This is a genomic window from Cupriavidus sp. OTU4054 (genome assembly GCF_038440175.1).
Taxonomy (GTDB): domain Bacteria; phylum Pseudomonadota; class Gammaproteobacteria; order Burkholderiales; family Burkholderiaceae; genus Cupriavidus; species Cupriavidus pauculus_D.
In genome coordinates, this window is record NZ_JASATF010000001.1 from 1 (window position 1) to 21,453 (window position 21,453).

Sequence of the window (21,453 nt, forward strand, 5' to 3'; positions counted from 1 at the left end):
TCTGCGAGAGCGCATTCGCGATCAAGGCGGCCGTGGGTGTGGCGCGGCCGGGCCCAGGGGGGCCCCCCCCCGCCCCCGGGGGGCCCACGGACATGCTCGCACTCGACCACCTGATCGAACAGCTGTCGTTCGATACGGAGAGCCGGGAGACGGTGGCCCGCGCACGTACGCTGCGCGCGCGCATGTCCAGCGTCATGCCCATCCTGTCCGGGCTGGAGAGCGTGCTGCATGCCATGCGCGACGATGCACCGGCCCGGCTGCCACGCGCCGCGCTCGAGACGGCCGCGGCGGGCCTGCGGGCACGGCTGGACGCCCTGATGGCCAGTTGCACGGCGTTGCAGCAGGGGATCGGTGACCGCGGCGTCCGGGGTGCAGAGACGCCCGTCCGTCCGCTTGCGGCCGGCGGGCGGGACGCCGCCGCGGACCTGCACCACGATCACGCCATGCTGCTGTTCAACGCCATGTCGGCCGGGCTGGCCGTTTTCTGCGCCGGAATGCTGTGGATACTTTCCGGCTGGGAAGAGGGTGGGGGACCGGTGGCGCTGTCGTCCATCGCCTGCTGCTTCTTCGCGACCGTCCACGAGCCGCGACCCGTGGCCCGTCTGTTCGTTCGCTGGGGCGCGGTCTGCGCGGCCATCTCCCTGTTCTATCTGTTCGTGGTGCTGCCTTGCGCCGAAACGTTCGAGACGCTGGCCGGCATGCTGGCCATGCCTTACGTGGCCCTGGGCGCCCTGATCGCACGTCCGGGCTACAACGTGGTGGCGATGCTCCTGGCCATCACGACGGCATCGTTCACCAACGTGCAGAGCGTCCATGACGCCAACTTTCTTGGCCTGTTCAACACATATCTCGCGAACGCGGCGGCCCTGCTGTTTGCGCCGCTGTGGGCCATCCTCGTGCGCCCGTTCGGCGCGCAGGTCGTGGCGCGCCGGCTGATCGGCGCCAGCTGGCGCGATCTCGCGCGCGCGGCCACATGGCATGCCGCCGACAGAGGGCTTCCCGATGAGCGCTCCCGGCTGGGCGCGCGCATGCTCGACCGGCTGGGGCAATTGATGCCGCGTCTTGGCGCGACCCGCGGACGGATCGCATCGGATGGGTTCGCCGAACTGCAGATCGGCTATTGCACCGTGGCCCTGCAGCGTGCGATGCCTTCGCTGACGGGCCCGCTGCGCCGGTCGGTGCGGCGCGTGCTCAGCATTGTCGCGCGCCATTTTCGCGCGCAGTCCCAAACGGGCGATGCCGCGCCCGTCCCGCCGGAACTCGAGACATGGATCCGTGCGGCGATTGCCGAGGCATCGCTGCTCGGCGATCGGGACCTGGCACTGCGGGTCGAGAGCGCGCTCGTGGTGCTGAGCCTGACATTGTCGACCTCGCGAGCCTGACCTGCGAACCAGCCTAGCGCACGAACCTTACGGCAGCGTTAATTGCGCCACGCAAGCGATGCCGGAGAGCGCGCCGCGTCGCATGGGCGCGACCTCGCCGGCCGCCGGGGTAGCGTCCGGCATCCCATTGCGCATATGCTCAAGCCATATGCAATGGCGGAGGAGGATATGGGGTTGCGGGTCTCCGGGATGGCTGGCGTCGGGCGCGGGCCGTTTTCATTGAGCGTGGCGCGCGGGCAGTGCGTCGTGTTGAGCGGGCCGTCCGGATCGGGCAAGAGTCTGCTGCTGAGAATGATTGCCGATCTCGATCCGAACGAGGGCGACGTCGCGCTCGACGACACGCAGCGATCGGCGGTCAGTGCGCCGGAATGGCGGCGGCGCGTCATTTATGTGCCCGCCGAGTCCGGCTGGTGGGAGGACGAGGTGGGCGCGCATATGTCGGATATCGCGGCTGCCAGCGCCTTGCTTGCACCCCTTTGCCTGCCGCCCGCGATCCTGTCATCGCCGGTCAGCCGCGTCTCCACCGGCGAGAAGCAGCGGCTCGCACTGATCCGCGCGCTGGTGCGCCGGCCGGACATCCTGTTGCTCGACGAGCCGACCTCGGGTCTGGATCAGGCGTCCACGCGGGCCGTCGAAACCGTGCTGCGGGAGCGGCTGGAAGAGGGCGTGGGCATCCTCATGGTGTCGCACCACGACGAGCAGGCCGCCAGAATGGGCACCGCGCACTATCGGATGGGCCCGCACGGACTGGAGAACGGACGATGACCGGCACCATCGCGCCCGACCCGCTCTCCGCGATGGACCTGGTTCTCGCCAGCGGGTTCGTGCTGGCCAGCGCCGGAGCGTCGCTGCTGCTGTCCCTTGGCGTCCATCGCACGCTGATGTGGTCGGCCATCCGCATGGTCGCGCAGTTGCTGGTCGTAGGTTTTTTGCTGCGGATCGTGTTCGGGCTGGCATCGCCGTGGGTCACTGCGCTGACCGTGGCCGCGATGATCGCGGCGGCCGCGCGCGAAGTCGGCGCGCGGCAGGAGCGTCGGTTGTCCGGGCCGATCCATATCGCCATCGGCGCGGCCTCGGTGTTCCTGCCCACGGTCGTGGTCACGGTGCTGGCCCTGACGACCGCGCTGCAGCCCACGCCGTGGTACGACCCGCGTCACGCGATTCCGCTGGCCGGCATCGTGCTGGGCAATGTCATGAACGCCGCGAGCCTGACGCTTGGCGCCACGTTCAACGCGGTCTGGCATCAGCGCGCGGCCATCGAGGCAAGGCTGGCGCTCGGCGACGACCGGTTCACGGCCCTGCGGGGCGTGGTGAAGCAGGGTGTGAGGACGGGACTGATGCCGACGCTGAACACGATGGCCGCGGCCGGCATCATCACGATGCCCGGCATCATGACCGGTCAGATCCTGGCGGGCATGGATCCCATCGCGGCCGCCCAGTATCAGATCCTGCTGATGTTCCTGCTGGCCGGCGGCAGCATGCTCGGCGTTACCGTGGCGGCGCTCCTTGCGGTGGCGCGGCTGACCGACGAGCGGCATCGGCTGCGGCTCGACCGGCTGGTCCGCCGGTGAGACGGACCGGCCGGATTCATCATTCAGCGCGCCCAGGATTCCAGAAGCGCTTCCTCGAATGCCATCTGGCCGGCGGTATCGAATAGCGCATCGATCGTCGGCGACATGGCGGGGCTCTCCGCCGTCGACGCGGAAGCTGGCTGCAATGCCTCCTGCAGCGTGCCAAGCGACTGCCCCATGCCGCGCATGGCGGCCAGTGGAAGCAGGGTAGTGAGGCTGGCGCGCCGCACGCCAATCTCGCGCATGCGTTCGAGCGTGAGATGGCCGGCCGATGCCGCGGGCTGCAGGCCGGTACCGGCGCTCAGCGTCACCGGAATCCGGAGCGCGCGCACGAGTGCCTCGACATCGGCCTCGCATGTCGCGCTCACCGGTCCGATCGGCAACAGCATGTCGGCGCCCGCATCCTGATACGCACGGGCCCGCGCCATGATCTGCCCGATCGGCTCCACGCCGAACGCGTCGGTGCGGGCAATGATCATGAAGTTGTCGTCGACGCGCGCCCGCACGGCCGCCGCCAGTTTGGCGACCATCTCGCCGACGGGCACGACCTCCTTGCGGCGCGTGCTGCCCCACCGGCGCGGCACGACCTGATCTTCGATATTGAGTCCGGCGGCGCCCGCATCCTCGAACAACTCCACCGCGTGGTGCACACCGCGTGGATTCCCATAGCCGGCATCGCCGTCGGCCGTGATGGGGATGCGGGCATGTCGCGTCAGGCGCCGGCAATGCTCCACGCATTCGGTCAGCGTCAGCAGGCCGATGTCCGGAACGCCGAGCAAACTGTAGGAGAGCATGGCCCCGCTGATGCAAGCGCTGTCGAAGCCCGCCTGTTCGGCCAGCCGCAGGCTGAACATGTCGTGCACGGCCGGCGCGACGACGAACGGGGTGTCCGTCAGCAGGCGCCGCAGGGCAGCGTTCTTCTGTTGCCGCGTGGATTGCCGCATGGATGGGCGCATGGATTGCCGCATAGAGGGCGCGATATCGATTGCCATAGAAGTATCCGTGAATGAATCAGCGTTCCGCGGGCCCATAGACCGCATTGACGGTCGCCACCTGCGCAGCCGTGAGGCACGTGGCGACGCGGAAGCCGAACTCGCGCGAGCGCGCCACCATCGCGGCAAATGCGTCCGGTCCGGACTTGTCGGCCACGCTCGCCAGAAAGCCTATCGGTGTCACGCCGCCGGCAAACGCCGCATAGATCAGTTGCTGCTTGAGCGGCAGCAGCGTCTCCGCGCTCGCGCGGAAGCCGCACTCCCGGGCAATATCCTCGCCGCCCAGTCCCACTGCGCGCAGCCGCCCGCCAGCCTGGCAGATTTCGGCCATGCGCTGCGTGGCGGCAGCCGTCTCGATCAGTGCGATCAGCTTGATACGCCCGTGCGGCAACCCGCGCGCGTCTTCGAGTTCGCCGACCAGTTCGTCCAGCAGCGTCAGATGATCGGCCCCCATGACCTTGGTGACCATGATGGCGTCCACCGCTTCCAGCACAGCGCAGCGCAGGTCCGCAACGGCCTGCTCGAGCGACCGATTGATGCGGACCACGACGCCCATACCGTGCTCGCGCAGCGTCGCTGCGCTGTTCGTCAGCGCATCGCGCGCAGCGGGCTTGGACGCGTCCGGAACGAAATCCTCGAGATCGAGAACGACGGCATGCGCGTCACTGCCGAGGGCGGCGCGCAACCGTTCCGCGTCGTGCGCGGGCACGTAAAGCATCGACTGCCACGGGAACTGCCGGATCTCTGCCATGCTCAGTCCGCCGTGATGTGCTGTTCGGTAACGATCGTCTTGCGCAGCGCGTACTCGTGCTGGATCACCTCGACGAACGCCGCGGGCGGCTTCGCTGCTGCGTTGGCGCCATTGCGACGGAGCACGGCGATCAGCTCCGGACTCTGCACGGCCTGCAAATTGGCATCCGCAAGCCGTTTGGCGACGGCCGGGGGCAGGTTCTTTGGTCCCACCAGTCCGAACCACGCCATATTGTTCAGCTTCGGGAAACCGGCCTCGGCGTAGGTGGGTACGTCCGGCAGCTCCGGAATGCGGCTGCTCGACGCGACGGCGAGCGCGCGCAGCTTGCCGGCCTTGATAAAGGTCAGCGACGACGAGACGTTATCGAACTGCGCGGTCACCTGGCCGGCAACGGTATCGTTGAGCGCCGGGCCCGAGCCGCGATACGGGATGTGATCCATCTGGGTATGGGTCAGGCTCTTGAACAACTCGCCGTCCAGATGCGCGATGCCGCCCACGCCGGAACTCGCATACGAGTATTTGCCGGGATTGGCCTTGAGCAGCGCGATGAATTCGGCGAGGTTCTTTGCGGGGACCTGCGGATTGACGGTCAGCACATTCGGCACGAAGGCGACCAGACCGATCGGTGTGAAATCGGTAAGCGGATTGTAGGCCGGCTGGCGCGTGGTGAGCGGCGCGGTGGCCAGCGTGCTGACGGTGGCAACGCCCAGCGTATAGCCATCGGCCTCGGCCCGCGCCACTGCGGCCGCGCCCAGCATGCCGCCGGCACCGGCCCGGTTGTCCACCACGACCGGCTGGCCCAATCTGGCCGACAGTTCGCGGGCGAGTGCGCGACCGACGATGTCGGTGGTGCCGCCGGCAGGATACGGTACGATCAGCCGAATCGGCTTGTCGGGAAACTCGGCGGCGGAGGCGGGCGTAACGGGCGCGAGCGCGGCGAGGCAGGGCAGGCCGATCGCGACAGCACGGCGGAACAGGGCGATGGGATAGGGCATGGCAGGGAAGAATGAAACGACGGAAAGCGTGCGCGCGGACTCGAGGTACCGCCTATTCCTTTGGCATCGCGGCGGCAAGCTTGCGCATCATCTCCGCGCGGCCGGCGATGGCCTGGGTCCATGCCGCACCGGGCAGATATGCCAGCGCGGGCGCATCCTCGCCGGCACGCTTCAGGTACTCGGGGTCTTGCATGGTGGCCGCGATCGCTGCCTGCAGGCGTTCGCCGATATCCGGCGGCGTTCCGCGGGGCACGGCAAAGCCGCGTTCGGCCGGCATGACGTCGTTGAAGCCTTGCTCGTTGGCCGTGGGGATTTTCGGGAGCGCTGGCGAGCGCTGGTCCGCCATCTGGGCGAGCACCTTGAGCGGCACGGCCTCTTTGCCCGCTTCGCGCAATTCGCTTACCGTGATCGCGGCGAAATCGATATGACCGCCGAACAGCGCCGTCTTCGATTGCGTGGTGCCGTTGAACGGAATCTCGTTCATCTTCACGCCTGCGCTGCTGGCCAGCTGCATCAGCGCCAGATGGCCATTGGTACCGACGCCGTTATGCCCAAACGACAGCGACGACGGATGGGCCTTGAGGGCGCTCACGACGTCCTTGAGCGTCGCGTAGGGGCTGTCCTGCTTCGCCACGAGAATCGTCGGGTCGCTCATCACGCGGGCCACGAGCGTCAGCGCGGCTGGGTCGAAGCTGGTCTTGCGGTACAGCGGCGAGAATGCCATCGCAGGCAGATTCACCACGCCGATCGTGTAGCCGTCCTTGCGGGCGTTCATCAGGCTCAGGTTGGAAATCTCGCTGGCGGCACCGGGCTTGTTGACGACGATCAGGTTGGCGCGCGGCCCAAGGTGGCGCGCGATGACGGGTGCCATGGCACGGGCCATCGTGTCCGTGGCGCCGCCGGCGGCAAAGCCGACCAGCACCTGGATGGGGCGGTCGTCGGGCCATTCCGCCAGCGCGATCGAGGGAAGGGCGAGGGCGGCGCAGAACAGCGAGGCTGCCGAGGCAAGGTGCGGGAAGCGCATGCAATCTCCTTGGGGCATCGAACCTGCCCGATGCATGGAGATTACGGAGTGGACGTCCGGAGAAAAAGCGAAGAATCTTCACCCCTCCCCATGCATAAAGCGAATGTGCGGACGAAAGGAACCCGGAATTGACCATCAAGCAGCTCGAAGCCTTCTTCTGGGCCGCCAAACTCGGCAGCTTCTCGCTGGCCGCCGCGCGGCTGTGTGTCACCCAGTCGTCGCTGTCCAAGCGTATTGCTGAGCTGGAAGCCGATCTGGGCAAGCCGCTGTTCGACCGTGCGGGCCAGCGGGCAGTGATCACCGACGCCGGCGTTCGGCTGCTCGAGCACGCGGGCCGCATGCTCGAACTCGAAAGCCTGATCCGCTCGGACCTCGACACGCAGGGCACGTTGCGTGGATCGTGCCGGTTCGGCATCAGTGAGCTGGTGGCATCGACGTGGTTCCCGGCGTTCGTCGCCCGCGTGCGGCGCGAGCATCCGGATCTGGTGCTGGAGCCGCATGTGGAGTTGACCAGCAAGCTCGAGCGGATGCTGGAGCGGGGCGAACTCGATTTCGCGATCGTGCCGGGCCCCTCGGCGTCGCCCAACCTCTCGCACGAGAAGGTCGGCGAGCTGGAATACCGGTGGATGGCATCGCCCGAACGGCTGCCTGCCGGCACGGTGCTGACGCCCGCGCATTTCAGCGAGCATCCCATGATCACGCTCAGCGCCGACGCCAGACTCTCGCGCGAAGTGGAACGCTGGCGCGCGCACGTCGGCGTGGCCATTCCGCACGCACTCGTCTGCAACAGCCTTGCGGCGTTGATCACGCTGGTGATGGCGGGCGTGGGCATCAGTACGTTTCCCACGGCCTACGTGGCGCCATTCCTGGCATCGGGCAGACTGGTCGCGTTAGTCAGCGATCCGCCGCCGTACAACCTGAACTATTGCTTCCACTGGCGTACCGACGACCCGCGAGCGGTGGTCCGCGTCCTCCGCGAGATCGTCCGCGCCGAAGCGAATTTCCTGATGCCTTCACCGCTGTGGCCGGCTGCGACATAGCGATGTGGACAGTGACGGTTCGCTGACTCACACCCATCTTCCCACCGATACCGAAAGCACTGGATGTCAGCCCATTCGCCTTCTCGTGCAGCACCGCGCAACAAGTCGACGCAACTGTTCTGGCACGACCCGAGTATGCCTTTCGTCGAGAGCCGCCGTGCCTGCCATAGCCGAGCCTGCTACAAGCCGCACCACCATCCCACCTTTTCCATTGGTGCCGTCGACGACGGCCACAGTGTCTTCGACGGCGGCACCGACGGTCCGGTCGCGCTGCACCCCGGCACGCTCGTATTCGTGCCCGCGACACGCGTGCATGCCTGCAACCCGGCACCGGAAGCGGCTTGGTGCTACCAGATGCTGCACCTGGACGCGGCCTGGCTCCAGGCCGTCCGGATGGAGTATGCGCAGGCCCACCCGCTAGCTGCCGAGCCAATAAGGATCGTGGCCGACCCGTCGGCCTACGCACGCTTCTGCGAACTCAACGCGTTGCTGTTCTCCGAGGCGCGCCCGTGCGAGAAAGAAGCCGCGTTGATCATGTTCATCGGCGACTGCGACACGGGGCAGGGCCTGCGCATCGAAGCGCCAGACGCGCCGTCGAACCTGCTCGCGCAAATCCGGCCAGCCCTCGATTGCCTTCGCACCGCGCCCGCTTCCAACATGCCTTTGGACGAACTGGCGCAACTGGCGGAGATGAGTCGCTACCAGCTGATCCGCGCTTTCCGCGCAGTCACCGGCCTGACGCCGCATGCGTGGCAACTGAGCCAACGCATCAATCTGGCAAGGGAGCGGATTCGGGCCGGAGACCGCATCGCGGACGTGGCGCAGGACCTCGGCTTTGCCGATCAGGCGCATTTTCAGCGGGTTTTCAAGGCGCATGCGGGCATCACGCCAGGCCGCTTCCGCGCGTAGCAGCGGAAACGGTACGACTGCAATTTCCTTCAATACAGAGCGCGCCGCGCTCGGCACACTGCGAGAAATGTTCGCAGGTGTAAATTGAATGCAGCAGTTCTTGATGATCGCCGCAGCCCATTTCCTGGCGCTGCTGTCTCCCGGCCCTGACTTCTTCCTGATCGCCCGAACATCCCTGTCGGCTGGCTGGCGCATCGCCAGCGGCGCCTGTCTTGGCATCGCCATCGCCAACGGGGTGTTCATCGTTGCGGCATTCGCCGGCACCGCCGTGCTGCGGCCGGACACGACCGTGTTCGTGGTTCTGCAGTTGGCCGGCTGCGCCTATTTGCTCTATATCGGCGCGCTGTTCGTGCGGTGCGCCGGCAGCAATGACCTCAGGGGGGCGGCATCCGTTGGCCGGGACGCGCCGCTCACGCATCCACTCGTCGCCTGGCGACGTGCCGCCGGCATGGGGTTCGTCTCTGGCATCCTCAACCCGAAGAACGCGCTGTTCTATGCCAGTCTGGCCGCGATGCTGACAGGTCCGCACGCCAGTGAGGGGTGGAAGGCGCTCTACGGGACTTGGATGTTCAGTGTGGTGCTGCTTTACGACCTGGCGATAGCCGTCCTGATTGGCCACCAGCGCGTGCTGCGGCGCTTTGCACGGATGCTGCCTTGGCTGGAACGCATCTCCGGGCTAATTCTGATCGTGCTCGCACTTGGCGTGATCATGGTGCTTTTGCTGCGTTGAGCCATGCCACCGCAGCTGGGTTTCCGCTGACGAGAGAGAAGGTGCAACGGCAGGGGGCATCTCGCAGCCGGCCATATACGTGGGTTGAGCCGTCTCTTGTCTCCAACACCCCACTTCACGACACTGCTGCGCCGAGATGCGTTCTGCTAGGCTCTCCGCCGATAGAACCTGCCAAGGCCGCGTCGCCCCTGATAAAACATGCCGAGACTCGATCCACGGTTGTCCCTTCTCGCGGTAATAACTGCTGTCGCCGGCTGCGCGACGCCGCGGGTCGAGCCGCTAACCGACGCAGAGGCAGGCAATATCGCCACCGTATTTTTCGCCGAAAAGGCGCGCTCGAGTCTGGCTCGCGACTACTGGCGGCAGGAGCGGATGAAGTGGGCAGTGAGCTGTGTGGGCGGATGGAGCGCCGCGGACATGGGCCAACGGCTCGTTCCCGCCCTTCGTCGCGAGCTGACGGAGGACGAACTGCATCAGGCACGGCGGTTTCTCGCGACACCCACCGGCCAACTCTATGCGGAGCAGGCCGTGTACCGGGCCCCGCGCGCGGCCTTGACGCCCGAGCAGTCCGTCGACTTGCGCGTGTTCGCCGAATCGGACGCTGGGCGCAAGCTCATGAACCCCGCCACTGTCAGCCAGATGGTCCACGAACTCGCATCGGCGTCAGAGGCTACCTTGGAGGCTTGCAAGACGCGGCATGCGTCGGCACCCGGGCCAAGCTTCGAGCCGATCACCGACCCTCGTATCCTGGAGCGAGCGATAGGCGAGATCGCCTGCACAAGACCGACCCCCTCGTACCCCAGAGAGGCCATCCGAGACAACCAGACCGGCAAAGCCAACGTCCGCGTCTGGATCAACCCGCAAGGCATCGTGTTCATGACCTTGGTCGTCAAGTCCTCGAACTTTCAATCGCTGGACGACGCTGCAGAGAGAGCGGTGCAAGCGATGCGATGCGCACCGTTCATCCACGAGGGCAAGGCAATTTCGGTCACGGCCATCCAGCCCATCAGCTTCGAGCTGCGCTGACTAGGAGTTCAAAACACTAAACTTCGATACACCGGCAGAACGATTCCATCATGCTGTTGCATCGACCGGTTGAATCCACAGTCGGAAGCCGCCGGTCATTCGACATGAGGTCCGACCTGAGTCGGGTCATCGTCCGACACCTTGGCCAGCGGACTTTGGCGCATCGCGCGCTCGAGATCGAGGCGGTTGATCTGTCGCTGACGACGCGCATTCGGCGGAACAGGTGGGGCGCCTGGCGGCACGCCTGACATGGTTCGTGACGGCCCCTCGTGATGGCGGTTGTCGCGTAGCGCCCGTACCTTCTGCGCGATCTCCAGTACGTGGCCGAGCCGTATGTTCGCGACGATCGCGTCTTGGTCGAGGACTGATCCTTATTGCTACCTATTTTAGTAGCAATAAGGAGTATTTGGTCGTAGAATGTGCGCTATGCATGGAAACACATACACGGTTGAGGAAGTAGCCAGACAACTGAAGTTGCACGTCAAGACAGTGCTGCGCCATATCAAGGAAGGGCGCCTGCGCGCCTCTAAGATCGGTAAGTCCTATCGGATCTCCGGTAAAGACTTGGATGGCTTTGCTGGTTTGGCGGCACCGACGTCCGAGCAGGGCAGAGTCGTAGTACGCACGACGAGCATCATCGATGTGCCGAAGATTTCGGCGACATTTGCCGACCGCATTGCAATCAGCCTTCAGGCTTTACTGATCAGCCGGCAGGAACGCGACGGGCCGATGCACGTTGATACGGTTCACAACCCGCTTGAGGGCGATCTGAAAATCATCGTGGTTGGGTCACCCAAGGACGCCGCAACCGTGCTGGAGGCGCTCGCGTCTTTCCTGGACGCGGCGCGATGATGGCGATGTTCAAGACGAACCATGCCGAACGCGTGGCCTTGACGCGCTATCGCGAGCTGCTGGACGAATGGGACATCACTCATACCCAGCGCATGGTGCCGAGTGGTACCGGAGAAACCTTCGTGCTCTCATGCGGCCCTGTCGACGGGCCGCCGCTGGTGCTGCTGCACGGTGCCCAGGCCAACTCGGCTAGCTGGCTGGCGGATGCGGCCACATGGTCGCAGCAGTTCCGTGTCCATATCCTCGACATTCCAGGTGAACCCGGCCTGAGTACGGCTTCCCGTCTTGTCCCGATCGATGGCGCGGCCGTGCCCTGGCTCGACGAAGTGATGGACGCGCTGGGACTGGCGAAGGCCTCCTTCGTTGGCATTTCACTTGGCGCGTGGATAGCGTTGAACTTCGCGATATCGCGTCCTGCGCGGGTCGCGCAGTTGGCCCTCATCTCGCCTGCGGGCATAGGGCGGCAGCGTCCATTCCTGCTCAAGGCCTGGCCTTATCTAATGCTCGGACAGTGGGGGCTGCGCAGGATCCGCACCATGGTCATCGGTCCTGTTGCCGGCAAGCTGTCGCCTTTCCATGCCAAGGTTGCAGCGCTCATGGAGTACATCGGCTTGCATGTGCGCATCCGGCCCTTCGTGCTACCAAGATTCAGCGATGCCGCGCTGCGTTCGCTGGGCATGCCGGTCGTGGCCGTGCTGGCGGGAAAAGACGTGCTGCTTGACTCCGGCCACACCCAGGCTCGGCTTCAACAGTGTGTGCCGCACGCCCGTATCCACTGGAGGCAGGACGCTTTTCACTTCATTCCCCGTGAAGCGGCAACCATCCATTCATTCCTCCTCGCGCCTCAGACGCGCAGAGCATCATGAGAAGCGTGATCGTCCAGTTCGGCTCGACCCGGGTATTGCATTGCCCCGCCGAGGAAGAGCGTATTGCCAGCGAAGGCGATACGGACGCCGTCCTCGGCGCAGCGTGGGAGCATCGCGCGCATCTGGTGGCCATCGATACAAGCCGCCTGGACGATGCCTTCTTCGATTTGTCGTCCGGACTGGCGGGCCGCATTGTCCAACGCTTCGTGAACTATCGCATACCGCTCGCCATCCTCGGCGATATCGGTCCCCACCTGCATAGGAGTCGGGCACTTGCAGACTATTTGCGGGAATCCAATCGTGGCAGCGCCGTTTGGTTTCTTGACAGTCTCACGGATCTGGAAACCCGACTCCTGGAGAAGTAGAAATGCGTAAGACATCGATTTTTGCGCTCCTGATCGTAAGTGGACTTCTTTCGACCGCGGCGTCGGCGCGGACGATATGCACGATCGTCGCCGATGCGTCGAAGAGCGGTGCCGTCCTTCAGAGTGGAGACTGCACCAGCCGGGTCACGCCGGCCTCCACCTTCAAGATCGCCATCAGCCTGATGGGTTTCGATGCAGGTGTCTTGCAGGACGAGCACACGCCGGCGTGGCCATATCAGCCGGGATATCCAGATTGGGGCGGCGATGCCTGGCGCCAATCCACCGACGCCAGCCGATGGATGCAGTATTCGGTAGTCTGGTTCTCACAGCGCGTGGCGCACCAGCTGGGAGAGGCAAAATTCCAACGCTATGCGCGCGACTTCGGCTATGGCAACCACGATGTGTCGGGGGAACCGGGCAAGCGCAATGGAATGGAGGGGGCCTGGATCAATTCATCGCTGCGCATATCGCCGTCGGAGCAGATTGTCTTCCTGCGCAGGCTGGTGAACCGGCAACTGCCCGTCAGCGCGCAAGCGTATGAAATGACCGGCAGGATCACACTGATTGCGGCTGCACTGGACGGGTGGGAAATCCACGGCAAGACCGGTACGGGTTCACCGGGTTCGGATGGTCGCTACGATCCGGCACATGCCTATGGTTGGTTTGTGGGTTGGGCCATCAAGGGAGGCCAGAAACGCCTGTTCGCACGCCTCATCCAGGATGACAAGCCTACTCAGCCCAACGCCGGACTGCGAGCCCGCGATAGCCTGCTGGCGGACTTTCCCGTACTGGTGGAGGCAATGGACGACAATCGCGCGAGTCGCCAGCGATGAGCGTCGGCCAGCGCAATGCACATATCGACGCGCTGCGCGGCGTGTCCATTCTGTTGGTGCTGTTCCATCATTTCAACATCGCTTATCCGCTCAAAGAAACGCTGCTGGCGACAGTCCTCGGTTGGCCCGTCGTGCACGCGATTGCCCGCAACGGCAACTACGGCGTGACCATCTTCTTCGTGATTTCCGGCTATCTGATGACGGCCAACACCTTGCGTCGATGGGGGCGGCTCGAAGCCATCGATGCAATCCGCTTCTACGCGCTGCGGATGGCGCGCATTTTGCCGTGTGTCCTCTTGCTGCTGGCGATCGTTACTAGCTTGGCAGCGCTCGGCGGGACACTCTTTCAGAACCGGGGATTTGGCGAGCCACCGTTACCGATGTGGATGATCTGCCTGGCGAGCATCACGTTCTGGATGAACGTACTGATTGCGCAGCATGGCTGGGTGAATTATCCGCTGGGGGTGCTTTGGTCACTGTCCGTCGAGGGGGTGTTCTACCTGGTGTTTCCTCTTGTTTGCCTGATGTTCCGCAGCACACGCCGCATCTTCGCCTTCTGGTTGCTGTTCGTCGTGACGGGCCCCTTGTACCGCCTCGCGCATCAGGGGGATGAAGGCGGCTTTCTCTATTCTTACATGGCGTGCTTCGACGGAATCGCCATCGGCTGCTGTACGGCGATCCTGACTCAACGAGGCACGTATCGATGGATCTCGAAGGGCTGGCTGCAGGGCATGGTGATGCTGGCAATGGCGCTGCTATACCTGTGCTGGCCCATTGCGCGGAGCAATGTGCTGGGCGTGACGGGAATGGCGCTGGGGACGAGTTTCCTGCTAGCTGGCGCCTCGAGGCAAACTACATCGACGGGTAGTGCCGGTCGCCAATGCCTGACCTTTTGTGGTCGGCTCAGCTACGAGATCTACTTGTTTCACTTGATCGTCTTGGGACTGATGCGCACCGCCATTCCGGCGAACACTGCCTCATCCGCCCTAAAGATGGGGCTTCTCGCGACGTACTTCGTTTGCTCTTTAGTGGTGGCGCACGTCGTAGCCAATTTATTTTCGCGCCCCTTTAGCAGGCTTGCATATGAATGACCACTTCTGGCGCCGATGACGGACGCCTCGCGGCGGGCTAGCGGCGGAAAACTGTGAGCATAGCCCGTCCGTGGACGTCTCAGATCGGCCAGGAGCGGACTGTCGACGGAAAAGTCCGGATCGTCGACAATTTCACATCTGGCGTTCTAAGGACCTCTCATGATTGAAGATGAGGAAGCCAGTTTCAACTTCATACGGCGACTCGAATTTACTCCGTTGCGGGGAGACGAAGATGGTATGGGTTAGAGATATTGATTCGCTCTATAACTTCATCGGATACGTGGTGCTTCGCGCTCCCAATCGCTTTCCTATCGAGGACTATTTGGCCCCGGACGTGCAAATGGATCTAGATAGGGCTTTCGTTGAACTTCGTCGGGGAATAGCGTTTGTTTGCCCGCGAGACTCAGATCAGGAAGAGACACTATTCAGACTATTGGACGCCTCGCTCATAGCCTATAAGACGGGAAACGAAGTGAGTGGCGCCCATCTTCTTCATGCCTTTCAGGACAGCATCTTTAAGCAATAGGCGCCCACGCATGATCATGTTTGCTATGGCGCATGGTCGACTGTTGACCTTCTCTGGATAGCTGATGAACGTCCGCTATGGAAAGACACTGAAGGACCGCTATGGGTCGGAAGCCGCCGGTCATTCGACATGCGGTACGACCTGAGTCGGGTCATCGTCCGACACCGTGGCCAAAGGACTTTGCCGCATCGCGCGCTCCAGATCGAGGCGGTTGATTTGTCGCTGGCGTCGCGCGCCCGGTGTGACAGGCTGAGGGCATGGCGGCACGCCTGACATAGTGCGCGAGGGCCCCGCGTAGTGCCGGTTGTCGCGTAGCGCCTGCACCTTCTGCGCAATCCCCAGTACATGGCCCAGCCGCTTGTTCTCGACGATCGCGGCCTGGTCGACGTCTGGATAGCGATAGTGGGTGGTGTAGGGCAGGGAGGTGTCGTCCGCCCATAGCTCGATTGCGCCGTCGGGATATTCGGCCACCTCGATGTAGCGATGGATCAGCTGCCGGCCGGAAGATCCTCGAGCAGGTACAACGTCTTGTCGTACTGGAGGCTCAGGCTGTGAGTGACCTTGCACCATTCGCGCCAGCAAAAGACGCGCCGTAAGTCCTCATGGTTGTGTATCGGCCGGTGCGCGTTGAAATCGCTGCGTGGAACCCTTGGCGAACCGGGCGTTGAAGTCGGCGATGAAGGCGGGCGCATAGGCGTTGGCGTCGGCCATCGAGCTGATGCCGCGTAGGCGCAGCTCCTTCACCAGCCGGTCCTGCAGCGTGCCATTCATCCGTTCGACACGGCCCTTGGCCTGGCTCGTTTTGCAACCGCGGCAGCTGGCGGTGCCCGGGCTGGCCGCGCTGATGCGACACCAGGCCATCGGGCCGTCCCGGTTCCAGCTCAGGCGCTACCCGTATAGGTCCGGGAAGCGGACACTCTGATTTGGCCCTGACAATCGAAATGATGTACAACACGTATTATGTCAAATGCGGGCAGTCGCGGCAGCGAAGCCGACGACAGCGCCGTGAGCGGCAGCACGCCACCAAATTCAGCACCTCTCGCTTCGATACGCCTGCATCCAGCAGGCGTTTTTTTTCTGCCGCAATCCTGCGGTAGTAGCGTCGCCGCAACGCATCGAAGCGCCCGCGCGGGTACACCCGGATGAACCAGTAGAGCCGCCTGATCTCGCGGGCGACAAGGCGCGTTTCGTCTTGTGTCATGCAGAAAGAGAACGGCGCGTGCACGCTCGATTGCATGCGCCCTCAGTGGGATTGACGCCGTGGGCTGGCTTTTAGGGAGGGGTTGCTCTTGAAACGGACCTGCGCCTAACGACGACCGCCATCGCGAGGCCCGCTACTCGGTCAGCGGAGTGCCCTTAGAGGGCGGAACCGATACGAGCACAGGGATATGCAGTCGCGCTCTATCGTGCGGACAAGCGCGCTGACACTCCTGACGCTAGACGCCTGCCACGGATACATCTGGCGCTGCGCGCGAAGCCGCAGGAGCGTCTTTCGCATCGGGGATAGGCGACCCCACGGGGTCACGGTACGGATCGAACGGCGGACTCTTGAGCCAGTCCTTGCATTGCATGTCATCGAGCCCTGCGTCAGTACCCTGCTGGTTGTAGCACTTGCAGTGCCCTTTCATGCATGCACCACCAGAAACGATCGGCATAGCCTTGACCTGGCGAAGCTCCGTATAGGCCGGTGCCGACTCAGGCCGACCCGGCGCGACCGGCATGAAGGCAGCAAGGTACTCGCCACCATCGTTTGTCCGGACGCTTGGCGGCGCTGGCTGCGCCGCTTTCACGACCGGCACCCCCTCCACACCCGATGCACCCTTAGAGGCCTCATGCACCGTCGCCGTCGTTGCCGTCGCCGGTGCCACTTTCTCAGAGAAGCTAGAGAACATCCGCCACCCCAGAACCAACAGCAGGACCGCACAAGCCGCGATCATGACCATCACTGGCGGGATCGAATACTTGCGCTTGATATGCAAGCTCGACGACTTGTACAGCGGAAAGCTTTCCTTCGGCAGCGCCCACTTTTTCTTGATCGGCGCCGTGCTAAAACTCTCAGGATTCGCACACTCCGGCCACTCGTAGTACCAACGACCCATCAAGCCCACATCGCGCAGGTGGATATGCTGGCCCACGAGCTTGCGGATATGCGAATCGAGGAACGACGGATTCTGCGTCATGAGCAAGAACGTCACGCCGGTGTGACGTACCGTCTCAAACGCAGCAACATGATCCGGAACCTTCGCACCATTAGGCCTGACCCGGAAAATTCGCTGCGCCTCGTCCAAAACAATGAGGGAGTTTTCAGGAAACGTGAAGTACGGCAGTTCGTTCTGATCCGGATCATCGGGATCAACCCGAAGCTCTGTCCAGTCCTTCACCGCGGGCGTGGGGATATACGGCAGCTTGAGATCCGGAATGCCTAGCTGGAAAATCGGTCGGCCCTTGTCCGCAGCCTCCTTCATGATCTTGACCGCCAAAGCAGTTTTGCCACCACCCGGCGTAGCAGTAATCAGCGTAATTGGTTGCGTGCCAGCGCTCATACGACCCGTCCCATCCGTTTGAGAATCATCATCGAAACACGCGCGGTGATACCACCAGCAATGACCGACATCGCCGTGAAAAGCCCACCACGTGCACACAGTGTGGCGATATCCGCCGGGACCTGTCCCATGTAACCCTTAGCCGCCGTAAGCGCGCCCGTGACAGCCGTATCCACGCCAACATAGGTGATCAACCCAATGCCGAGCGCCACCAGCGCCTGACGCGCAAGCGGGCCTATCAGCCCCATCAAGAAGCCAGCGAGACCACCCATCACTCACCCCTCCGGTTGACGCCCAACGCAATGAGCACAGCAGCTACCCACGCGAGACCAAGTACGATGGGCCTGAACATGTCGGCCGCCTTGCAAACAGGCTGATAGGAAAACACCGCAGGCTGAGCCCCGGGCGTGCGCATCGACACAACGACATCCGCAGGACAACCGGCGTTATCCGCGCCCCACCCCGTGTCCGGCGTGATGCTGACGTTGATCTCCTTCTCGTTCAGGTTCGGACCCTCCGGGATATCGCCCGCTTCCATGCAACCGAGCTTCGTCGAGCCCGCACAATCGTTCTTCGTCGCCTCAGGCGGTTTGTCCTGACCCGTAGTGGGATCCGTGACAGGCTTGCCGGTCGAATCCACCTCCTGCCGAACCACCTGTAAATCGCCCTTGGTCACGTCAGGACCGGTCACAGTGACATACCCCATGTCCACGTACTGTTTGCCCGTCACAGGGTCGGTATAGCGCTGCGAGAGCTCTACCTTGACTGGCAACGTCGAAGGCTCAGGAGACAGAGGGATAAGCCCGCGCTCCTGAGTAAGCACGTTCGCGACTCCGTCAGGCAACGTGTTTGCTGGCACCTTGGCCCAATCAGCATCGGTCGCCGGCACCGACGAGTTTCCGGGCACATAACCGGGCGGAACACACATGCCATTCGACGTTGCATAACCCGAGGGACATGGGCCGACGTACTTCGTAGTACTGCCCTGTGAAAACTCGCTACCGCCAGCAGGTGTCGCAAAGCACTGAAAATTGCCGCCAGAAACGGGCACAGCCCGAAAGCCAGAGAACGCCCTGCTGTCGTAATTGCTGGAAATGTAGGTGCAGGCGCCAATGCCATCACTGAGTTCAAAATACCTCACAGGAGCCTTGACCGGCGAAGCACGCAACGCACCATCAGCGACCGGAAACGGCTTTCCGTTCGGTGCCTGCTCACTTGTCGGCTTCGTACACCACGTACCGTCGTTGCATTTCTGAATGCCGTAATCCAGCAGCCAATTGGCTACCACGCCGACGCCAAGCCCAATAGGATTAAGACGGACAGCGTTGGCAGCAATACGGCCCGCACCGATGCCAATGCGCCAATTCACAGGCACCGTGACGGCCCTTCCCCCGACCGTCGCAGCAACGCCCGATGACATGACACCGCCAGCATAGGAAGCAGCCCCGCCGCCTGCGTAGGCGCCGCCCTGCGCCACCACGTTTGCAGGTAGCTGCATGGGTATCGTGGCGGCATCCACGGGGCGGACGGCGACCGCCGCGAGTACCATCGCCAACACCGCGAGCCAAGGCATCACAGCCCCTTAAAAATGACAACTGCCGGAAGCACCGGCAGTAGGAATCCGGCCCAAAGCCAGAAGTCAGTAGCGAGCATCACAGCCCCCTTTTCATCACGGTCACAGCCCACGCGATAGCCATCGCGGCGACTACGCCCCACCCCATCGTCATGCCGTCCTTGAAATCCCCTGAGGGATCGCACGGCGCGAAAGACATCACAGGCATCGTCGCGTCAGAAAGCATCGCGATACCTCCGCTCGAGTCAACCTGATACCGCCGCAGCTTCCACACACCAGAATCCTTCACAAACGCCGAGAGGTACGTGGTACCTCCCGGTGTTTGCGACGGGGCCGCGCCGCTGAAATACGCATCGGCGGCAGCGTCCTGGCTGACGAAGCAGCGCCCGCCCACCAGAGCCCCGTCCATGCGTCAGATACCCCGACGCATCATCTTGAAACCGACCGCCACGATGATCACGATCAGAGCGGCGGCGGCAATCGACGCAACGTCGGTCTTCGCATCGGTCAGAGCGGTCGTGACTTCGGTCGGAACCGCAGCCTGCACCGAGGTGGCAGCAGCAGCCAGAGCAGCGATAGCTGCGGCGATCAGAGCCTTGGAACCGTTGAGCTTGTTGAACATGTTGACCCCCGTATGGTTAGGGTTGGAAAAAGCGTGGTGGATTGTTCAAGCCCACCACACAGGAAAAATCTGATTGACCCCTCTACGACCCCCGCCCGCTTCGGTTACGCCGGGCGCGCCCGCTACGCTGTCGCATCCCGCCGTCACCTACACGGCACACGCCTACTGCACCGCGCGCAGAACGTTGGTGTACTTGACCCACTGGCCCTGCTTGCCGTTGATGCGCTGACGGAAGCCGCGCACATCCACCAGCACGTTGACCGTTTCGCCCTTCTGGCCGATGCGCTTGTCGGAGTAGACGTGCACGAACGAAGGCGACGTGAACGAATCGGGCGCAGGCATCGCCAGCGAGGTATCGAAACCGCCGTTATCGAGCGACGTCACGTCTTCGATACGACCAACGATGAGCGCCTGATTCGCGCCGATTTTGGGTTGTGCGACTGCTTCAGCCATGAGCTATCTCCGGGAAAAAACCACTGGGAAAGAAGGTGTCCGTTTCCTTCAGGACGAACGGCACCATGCGCTTCGGAGCGCCCTCGCGCCGAAGCATTGAAACGATTTGTTCTGCTGAAAATTTGGCGCGCACAAGCTGGTGAATCAGCCTGCCGTATGCATCGCGCCCGTGGGTGACAAGCTTCTCCGCCACGATGGCCGCGCCCTTAGAAATCGTCTTGACCATGCGCGGGACGGAAGCCAAGACAGTGGAGAAAAAATCCGCAGCACCCACGAAATAGGCATCGGTATCGACCAAGGCGTCATAGGGGATCACGCGATCACGATTGCCCCATTGCACTTCAAGGCGCAGCCACGGCGAGTCAGGATCACCCAACTGCTTGCCCTTCTCATAGCACCGGATCAGCTTGCCGTTTTTGGCCTTGCCGATATAGAGCGTGCGCCCCCTGCCCTGATGCTCAAGCCAGTCTCCGGCCTGATCGTACGAAGGCTGCGTGCCACGACCACCGTACGCATTGAACCGGCCCGCCTGATATGCGGCCCAACAATCGAGCACGCCGAGCGCTTCCGTGTCGAAGCAGATATCGAGGCGCGTGATAGTGGCGTTCACCGATTCGAGCACGGTGCGCAGGTTGAGACGATCGATACGATCGTCGTTCAGGTGGAGGGCATTGCAACCCGTGCCGGTGACCTGCAAGAAAGCCATGTCAGCCTGCTTGCCCTGCCCTCCCCACGCGATCACCGCAACGCGTTGTAGCTCGCCGCCGACGCGATACATGATGTCTTCCGACTCAGCGAACCCGAACAGCCCCTTGCCCTCGCGGCGGATGAACGAAAAGCCCTCGGTGAACAGCATATCGCGCACCCACACTGGGTCCCCATCCGTGCCCTTCACCTGCCACGACGCATGCAGCCAGTCGATTTTCGTTCGAACACCGTCGAGACCATCGGCAAGTTCCAATTCCCCCCGTGTTACAGGACGGGGGGTAGAACCATCGCGGCGCGAAGGCTCCAAAACATCGAGCACAACGTCACCGAGGGAGCGAGAGAACGGGCTCACGCCGAGAAGCTCGCCGGTGTGGGGGTTGACCTGCACTACGCGTTTGCTCGCCATCACAGGCTCCGCTTAAAGCCGCGCACCAACCAGATGGCTGCAAGCACGATGCCGACGATCAACAGCACAGCGGCCACGACTTGCGTGCTGTCAGATGCAGGGGTAGAGGACGACGCGGACGCGCCGATGAGATAGCCAAGCAGGAATTCCAACATCACGAACCCCACACCGAGCCGAGGATTTGGGAAGCGAGCC

The 21,453-nt window shown here is 63.4% G+C and carries 26 protein-coding genes and 1 pseudogene; 12 read left to right on the plus strand and 15 right to left on the minus strand.

The window, feature by feature from the left end; all coding sequences use genetic code 11:
• The 3 genes from AAHB16_RS00005 to AAHB16_RS00015 all read left to right on the plus strand — a co-directional run.
• On the plus strand, nucleotides 1–1,382 hold a 1,382-nt coding region (locus tag AAHB16_RS00005), incomplete at its 5' end, for an FUSC family protein (RefSeq protein ID WP_342049711.1).
• 135 nt (nucleotides 1,383–1,517) lie between these two features.
• Complete coding sequence (locus tag AAHB16_RS00010) at nucleotides 1,518–2,147, plus strand: ABC transporter ATP-binding protein (RefSeq protein WP_342049712.1); 630 nt, start codon at nucleotides 1,518–1,520, stop codon at nucleotides 2,145–2,147.
• Nucleotides 2,144–2,953 (plus strand): ABC transporter permease, encoded by an 810-nt coding sequence (locus tag AAHB16_RS00015; protein WP_223851441.1) that lies wholly within the window; start codon nucleotides 2,144–2,146, stop codon nucleotides 2,951–2,953. Before AAHB16_RS00010 ends, AAHB16_RS00015 begins: the two co-directional genes overlap by 4 nt.
• A gap of 23 nt (nucleotides 2,954–2,976) precedes the next feature.
• Here the strand turns inward: AAHB16_RS00015 and AAHB16_RS00020 are convergent, their stop codons facing one another.
• The 4 genes from AAHB16_RS00020 to AAHB16_RS00035 all read right to left on the minus strand — a co-directional run bounded on the left by AAHB16_RS00020 (nucleotide 2,977) and on the right by AAHB16_RS00035 (nucleotide 6,715).
• A complete protein-coding gene (locus AAHB16_RS00020; protein ID WP_342049713.1) occupies nucleotides 2,977–3,897 on the minus strand; it encodes an isocitrate lyase/PEP mutase family protein in 921 nt (306 codons plus the stop codon).
• Nucleotides 3,898–3,964: 67 nt separating this feature from the next.
• Nucleotides 3,965–4,696, minus strand: coding sequence for an HpcH/HpaI aldolase/citrate lyase family protein (locus tag AAHB16_RS00025; protein WP_150371802.1), 732 nt, complete (start codon nucleotides 4,694–4,696; stop codon nucleotides 3,965–3,967).
• A 2-nt stretch (nucleotides 4,697–4,698) separates the two neighbouring features.
• Nucleotides 4,699–5,691 (minus strand): Bug family tripartite tricarboxylate transporter substrate binding protein, encoded by a 993-nt coding sequence (locus AAHB16_RS00030; RefSeq protein ID WP_342049714.1) that lies wholly within the window; start codon nucleotides 5,689–5,691, stop codon nucleotides 4,699–4,701.
• Nucleotides 5,692–5,743: 52 nt separating this feature from the next.
• Entirely contained in the window at nucleotides 5,744–6,715 is a 972-nt protein-coding gene (locus tag AAHB16_RS00035; protein WP_191002212.1) for a tripartite tricarboxylate transporter substrate binding protein, read from the minus strand.
• Nucleotides 6,716–6,843: 128 nt separating this feature from the next.
• On the opposite strand from AAHB16_RS00035, the gene AAHB16_RS00040 reads away from it, so the two are divergent.
• The 9 genes from AAHB16_RS00040 (at nucleotide 6,844) to AAHB16_RS00080 (ending at nucleotide 14,427) form a co-directional block, all read left to right on the plus strand.
• Complete coding sequence (locus AAHB16_RS00040) at nucleotides 6,844–7,755, plus strand: LysR family transcriptional regulator (RefSeq protein ID WP_150371805.1); 912 nt, start codon at nucleotides 6,844–6,846, stop codon at nucleotides 7,753–7,755.
• A gap of 63 nt (nucleotides 7,756–7,818) precedes the next feature.
• Complete coding sequence (locus tag AAHB16_RS00045; protein ID WP_342049715.1) at nucleotides 7,819–8,664, plus strand: helix-turn-helix transcriptional regulator; 846 nt, start codon at nucleotides 7,819–7,821, stop codon at nucleotides 8,662–8,664.
• Between the two features lie 88 nt (nucleotides 8,665–8,752).
• Nucleotides 8,753–9,394, plus strand: a complete 642-nt coding sequence (locus tag AAHB16_RS00050) for a LysE family translocator (protein WP_342049716.1) — start codon at nucleotides 8,753–8,755, stop codon at nucleotides 9,392–9,394.
• Between the two features lie 198 nt (nucleotides 9,395–9,592).
• Nucleotides 9,593–10,420 (plus strand): TonB family protein, encoded by an 828-nt coding sequence (locus tag AAHB16_RS00055; RefSeq protein WP_342049717.1) that lies wholly within the window; start codon nucleotides 9,593–9,595, stop codon nucleotides 10,418–10,420.
• Between the two features lie 426 nt (nucleotides 10,421–10,846).
• Complete coding sequence (locus tag AAHB16_RS00060; RefSeq protein WP_342049718.1) at nucleotides 10,847–11,272, plus strand: helix-turn-helix domain-containing protein; 426 nt, start codon at nucleotides 10,847–10,849, stop codon at nucleotides 11,270–11,272.
• The gene (locus AAHB16_RS00065) at nucleotides 11,269–12,138 is read left to right on the plus strand and encodes an alpha/beta fold hydrolase (protein WP_150371810.1); all 870 of its coding nucleotides are present in this window, start codon (nucleotides 11,269–11,271) and stop codon (nucleotides 12,136–12,138) included. Before AAHB16_RS00060 ends, AAHB16_RS00065 begins: the two co-directional genes overlap by 4 nt.
• Nucleotides 12,135–12,503, plus strand: coding sequence for a DUF4180 domain-containing protein (locus AAHB16_RS00070; protein ID WP_150371811.1), 369 nt, complete (start codon nucleotides 12,135–12,137; stop codon nucleotides 12,501–12,503). Before AAHB16_RS00065 ends, AAHB16_RS00070 begins: the two co-directional genes overlap by 4 nt.
• A 2-nt stretch (nucleotides 12,504–12,505) precedes the next feature.
• The gene (gene blaOXA, locus AAHB16_RS00075; RefSeq protein WP_342049719.1) at nucleotides 12,506–13,336 is read left to right on the plus strand and encodes a class D beta-lactamase; all 831 of its coding nucleotides are present in this window, start codon (nucleotides 12,506–12,508) and stop codon (nucleotides 13,334–13,336) included.
• Nucleotides 13,333–14,427 carry an acyltransferase family protein gene (locus AAHB16_RS00080; RefSeq protein ID WP_342049720.1) on the plus strand — a complete coding sequence of 365 codons (1,095 nt, stop codon included), beginning with the start codon at nucleotides 13,333–13,335 and terminating at the stop codon, nucleotides 14,425–14,427. The genes blaOXA and AAHB16_RS00080 overlap by 4 nt, the downstream gene beginning before the upstream one ends.
• A gap of 646 nt (nucleotides 14,428–15,073) precedes the next feature.
• On the opposite strand, the gene AAHB16_RS00085 is transcribed toward AAHB16_RS00080, so the two are convergent.
• The 11 genes and pseudogenes from AAHB16_RS00085 to AAHB16_RS00135 all read right to left on the minus strand — a co-directional run bounded on the left by AAHB16_RS00085 (nucleotide 15,074) and on the right by AAHB16_RS00135 (nucleotide 21,416).
• On the minus strand, nucleotides 15,074–15,424 hold the full coding sequence (locus tag AAHB16_RS00085; RefSeq protein ID WP_342049721.1) for a hypothetical protein: 351 nt from the start codon (nucleotides 15,422–15,424) through the stop codon (nucleotides 15,074–15,076).
• Nucleotides 15,425–15,566: 142 nt separating this feature from the next.
• Nucleotides 15,567–15,748, minus strand: a pseudogene (locus AAHB16_RS00090) (ISNCY family transposase); the annotation flags it as partial.
• Nucleotides 15,749–15,911: 163 nt separating this feature from the next.
• A complete protein-coding gene (locus AAHB16_RS00095) occupies nucleotides 15,912–16,190 on the minus strand; it encodes a hypothetical protein (protein WP_342049722.1) in 279 nt (92 codons plus the stop codon).
• Nucleotides 16,191–16,389: 199 nt separating this feature from the next.
• A complete protein-coding gene (locus AAHB16_RS00100; protein WP_342049723.1) occupies nucleotides 16,390–17,496 on the minus strand; it encodes a zonular occludens toxin domain-containing protein in 1,107 nt (368 codons plus the stop codon).
• Entirely contained in the window at nucleotides 17,493–17,768 is a 276-nt protein-coding gene (locus AAHB16_RS00105) for a DUF2523 family protein (RefSeq protein WP_342050009.1), read from the minus strand. Before AAHB16_RS00105 ends, AAHB16_RS00100 begins: the two co-directional genes overlap by 4 nt.
• On the minus strand, nucleotides 17,768–18,994 hold the full coding sequence (locus tag AAHB16_RS00110; protein WP_342049724.1) for a virulence factor TspB C-terminal domain-related protein: 1,227 nt from the start codon (nucleotides 18,992–18,994) through the stop codon (nucleotides 17,768–17,770). Before AAHB16_RS00110 ends, AAHB16_RS00105 begins: the two co-directional genes overlap by 1 nt.
• 154 nt (nucleotides 18,995–19,148) lie before the next feature.
• Nucleotides 19,149–19,478 (minus strand): hypothetical protein, encoded by a 330-nt coding sequence (locus AAHB16_RS00115; protein WP_342049725.1) that lies wholly within the window; start codon nucleotides 19,476–19,478, stop codon nucleotides 19,149–19,151.
• Between the two features lie 3 nt (nucleotides 19,479–19,481).
• Nucleotides 19,482–19,691: a major capsid protein gene (locus tag AAHB16_RS00120; protein ID WP_342049726.1), complete on the minus strand. Its 210-nt coding sequence runs from the start codon at nucleotides 19,689–19,691 to the stop codon at nucleotides 19,482–19,484.
• 162 nt (nucleotides 19,692–19,853) lie between these two features.
• Nucleotides 19,854–20,144, minus strand: coding sequence for a hypothetical protein (locus tag AAHB16_RS00125; RefSeq protein ID WP_342049727.1), 291 nt, complete (start codon nucleotides 20,142–20,144; stop codon nucleotides 19,854–19,856).
• On the minus strand, nucleotides 20,137–21,258 hold the full coding sequence (locus tag AAHB16_RS00130) for a replication initiation factor domain-containing protein (RefSeq protein WP_342049728.1): 1,122 nt from the start codon (nucleotides 21,256–21,258) through the stop codon (nucleotides 20,137–20,139). Before AAHB16_RS00130 ends, AAHB16_RS00125 begins: the two co-directional genes overlap by 8 nt.
• Complete coding sequence (locus AAHB16_RS00135) at nucleotides 21,258–21,416, minus strand: hypothetical protein (protein WP_342049729.1); 159 nt, start codon at nucleotides 21,414–21,416, stop codon at nucleotides 21,258–21,260. Before AAHB16_RS00135 ends, AAHB16_RS00130 begins: the two co-directional genes overlap by 1 nt.
• Nucleotides 21,417–21,453 lie beyond the last annotated feature (37 nt).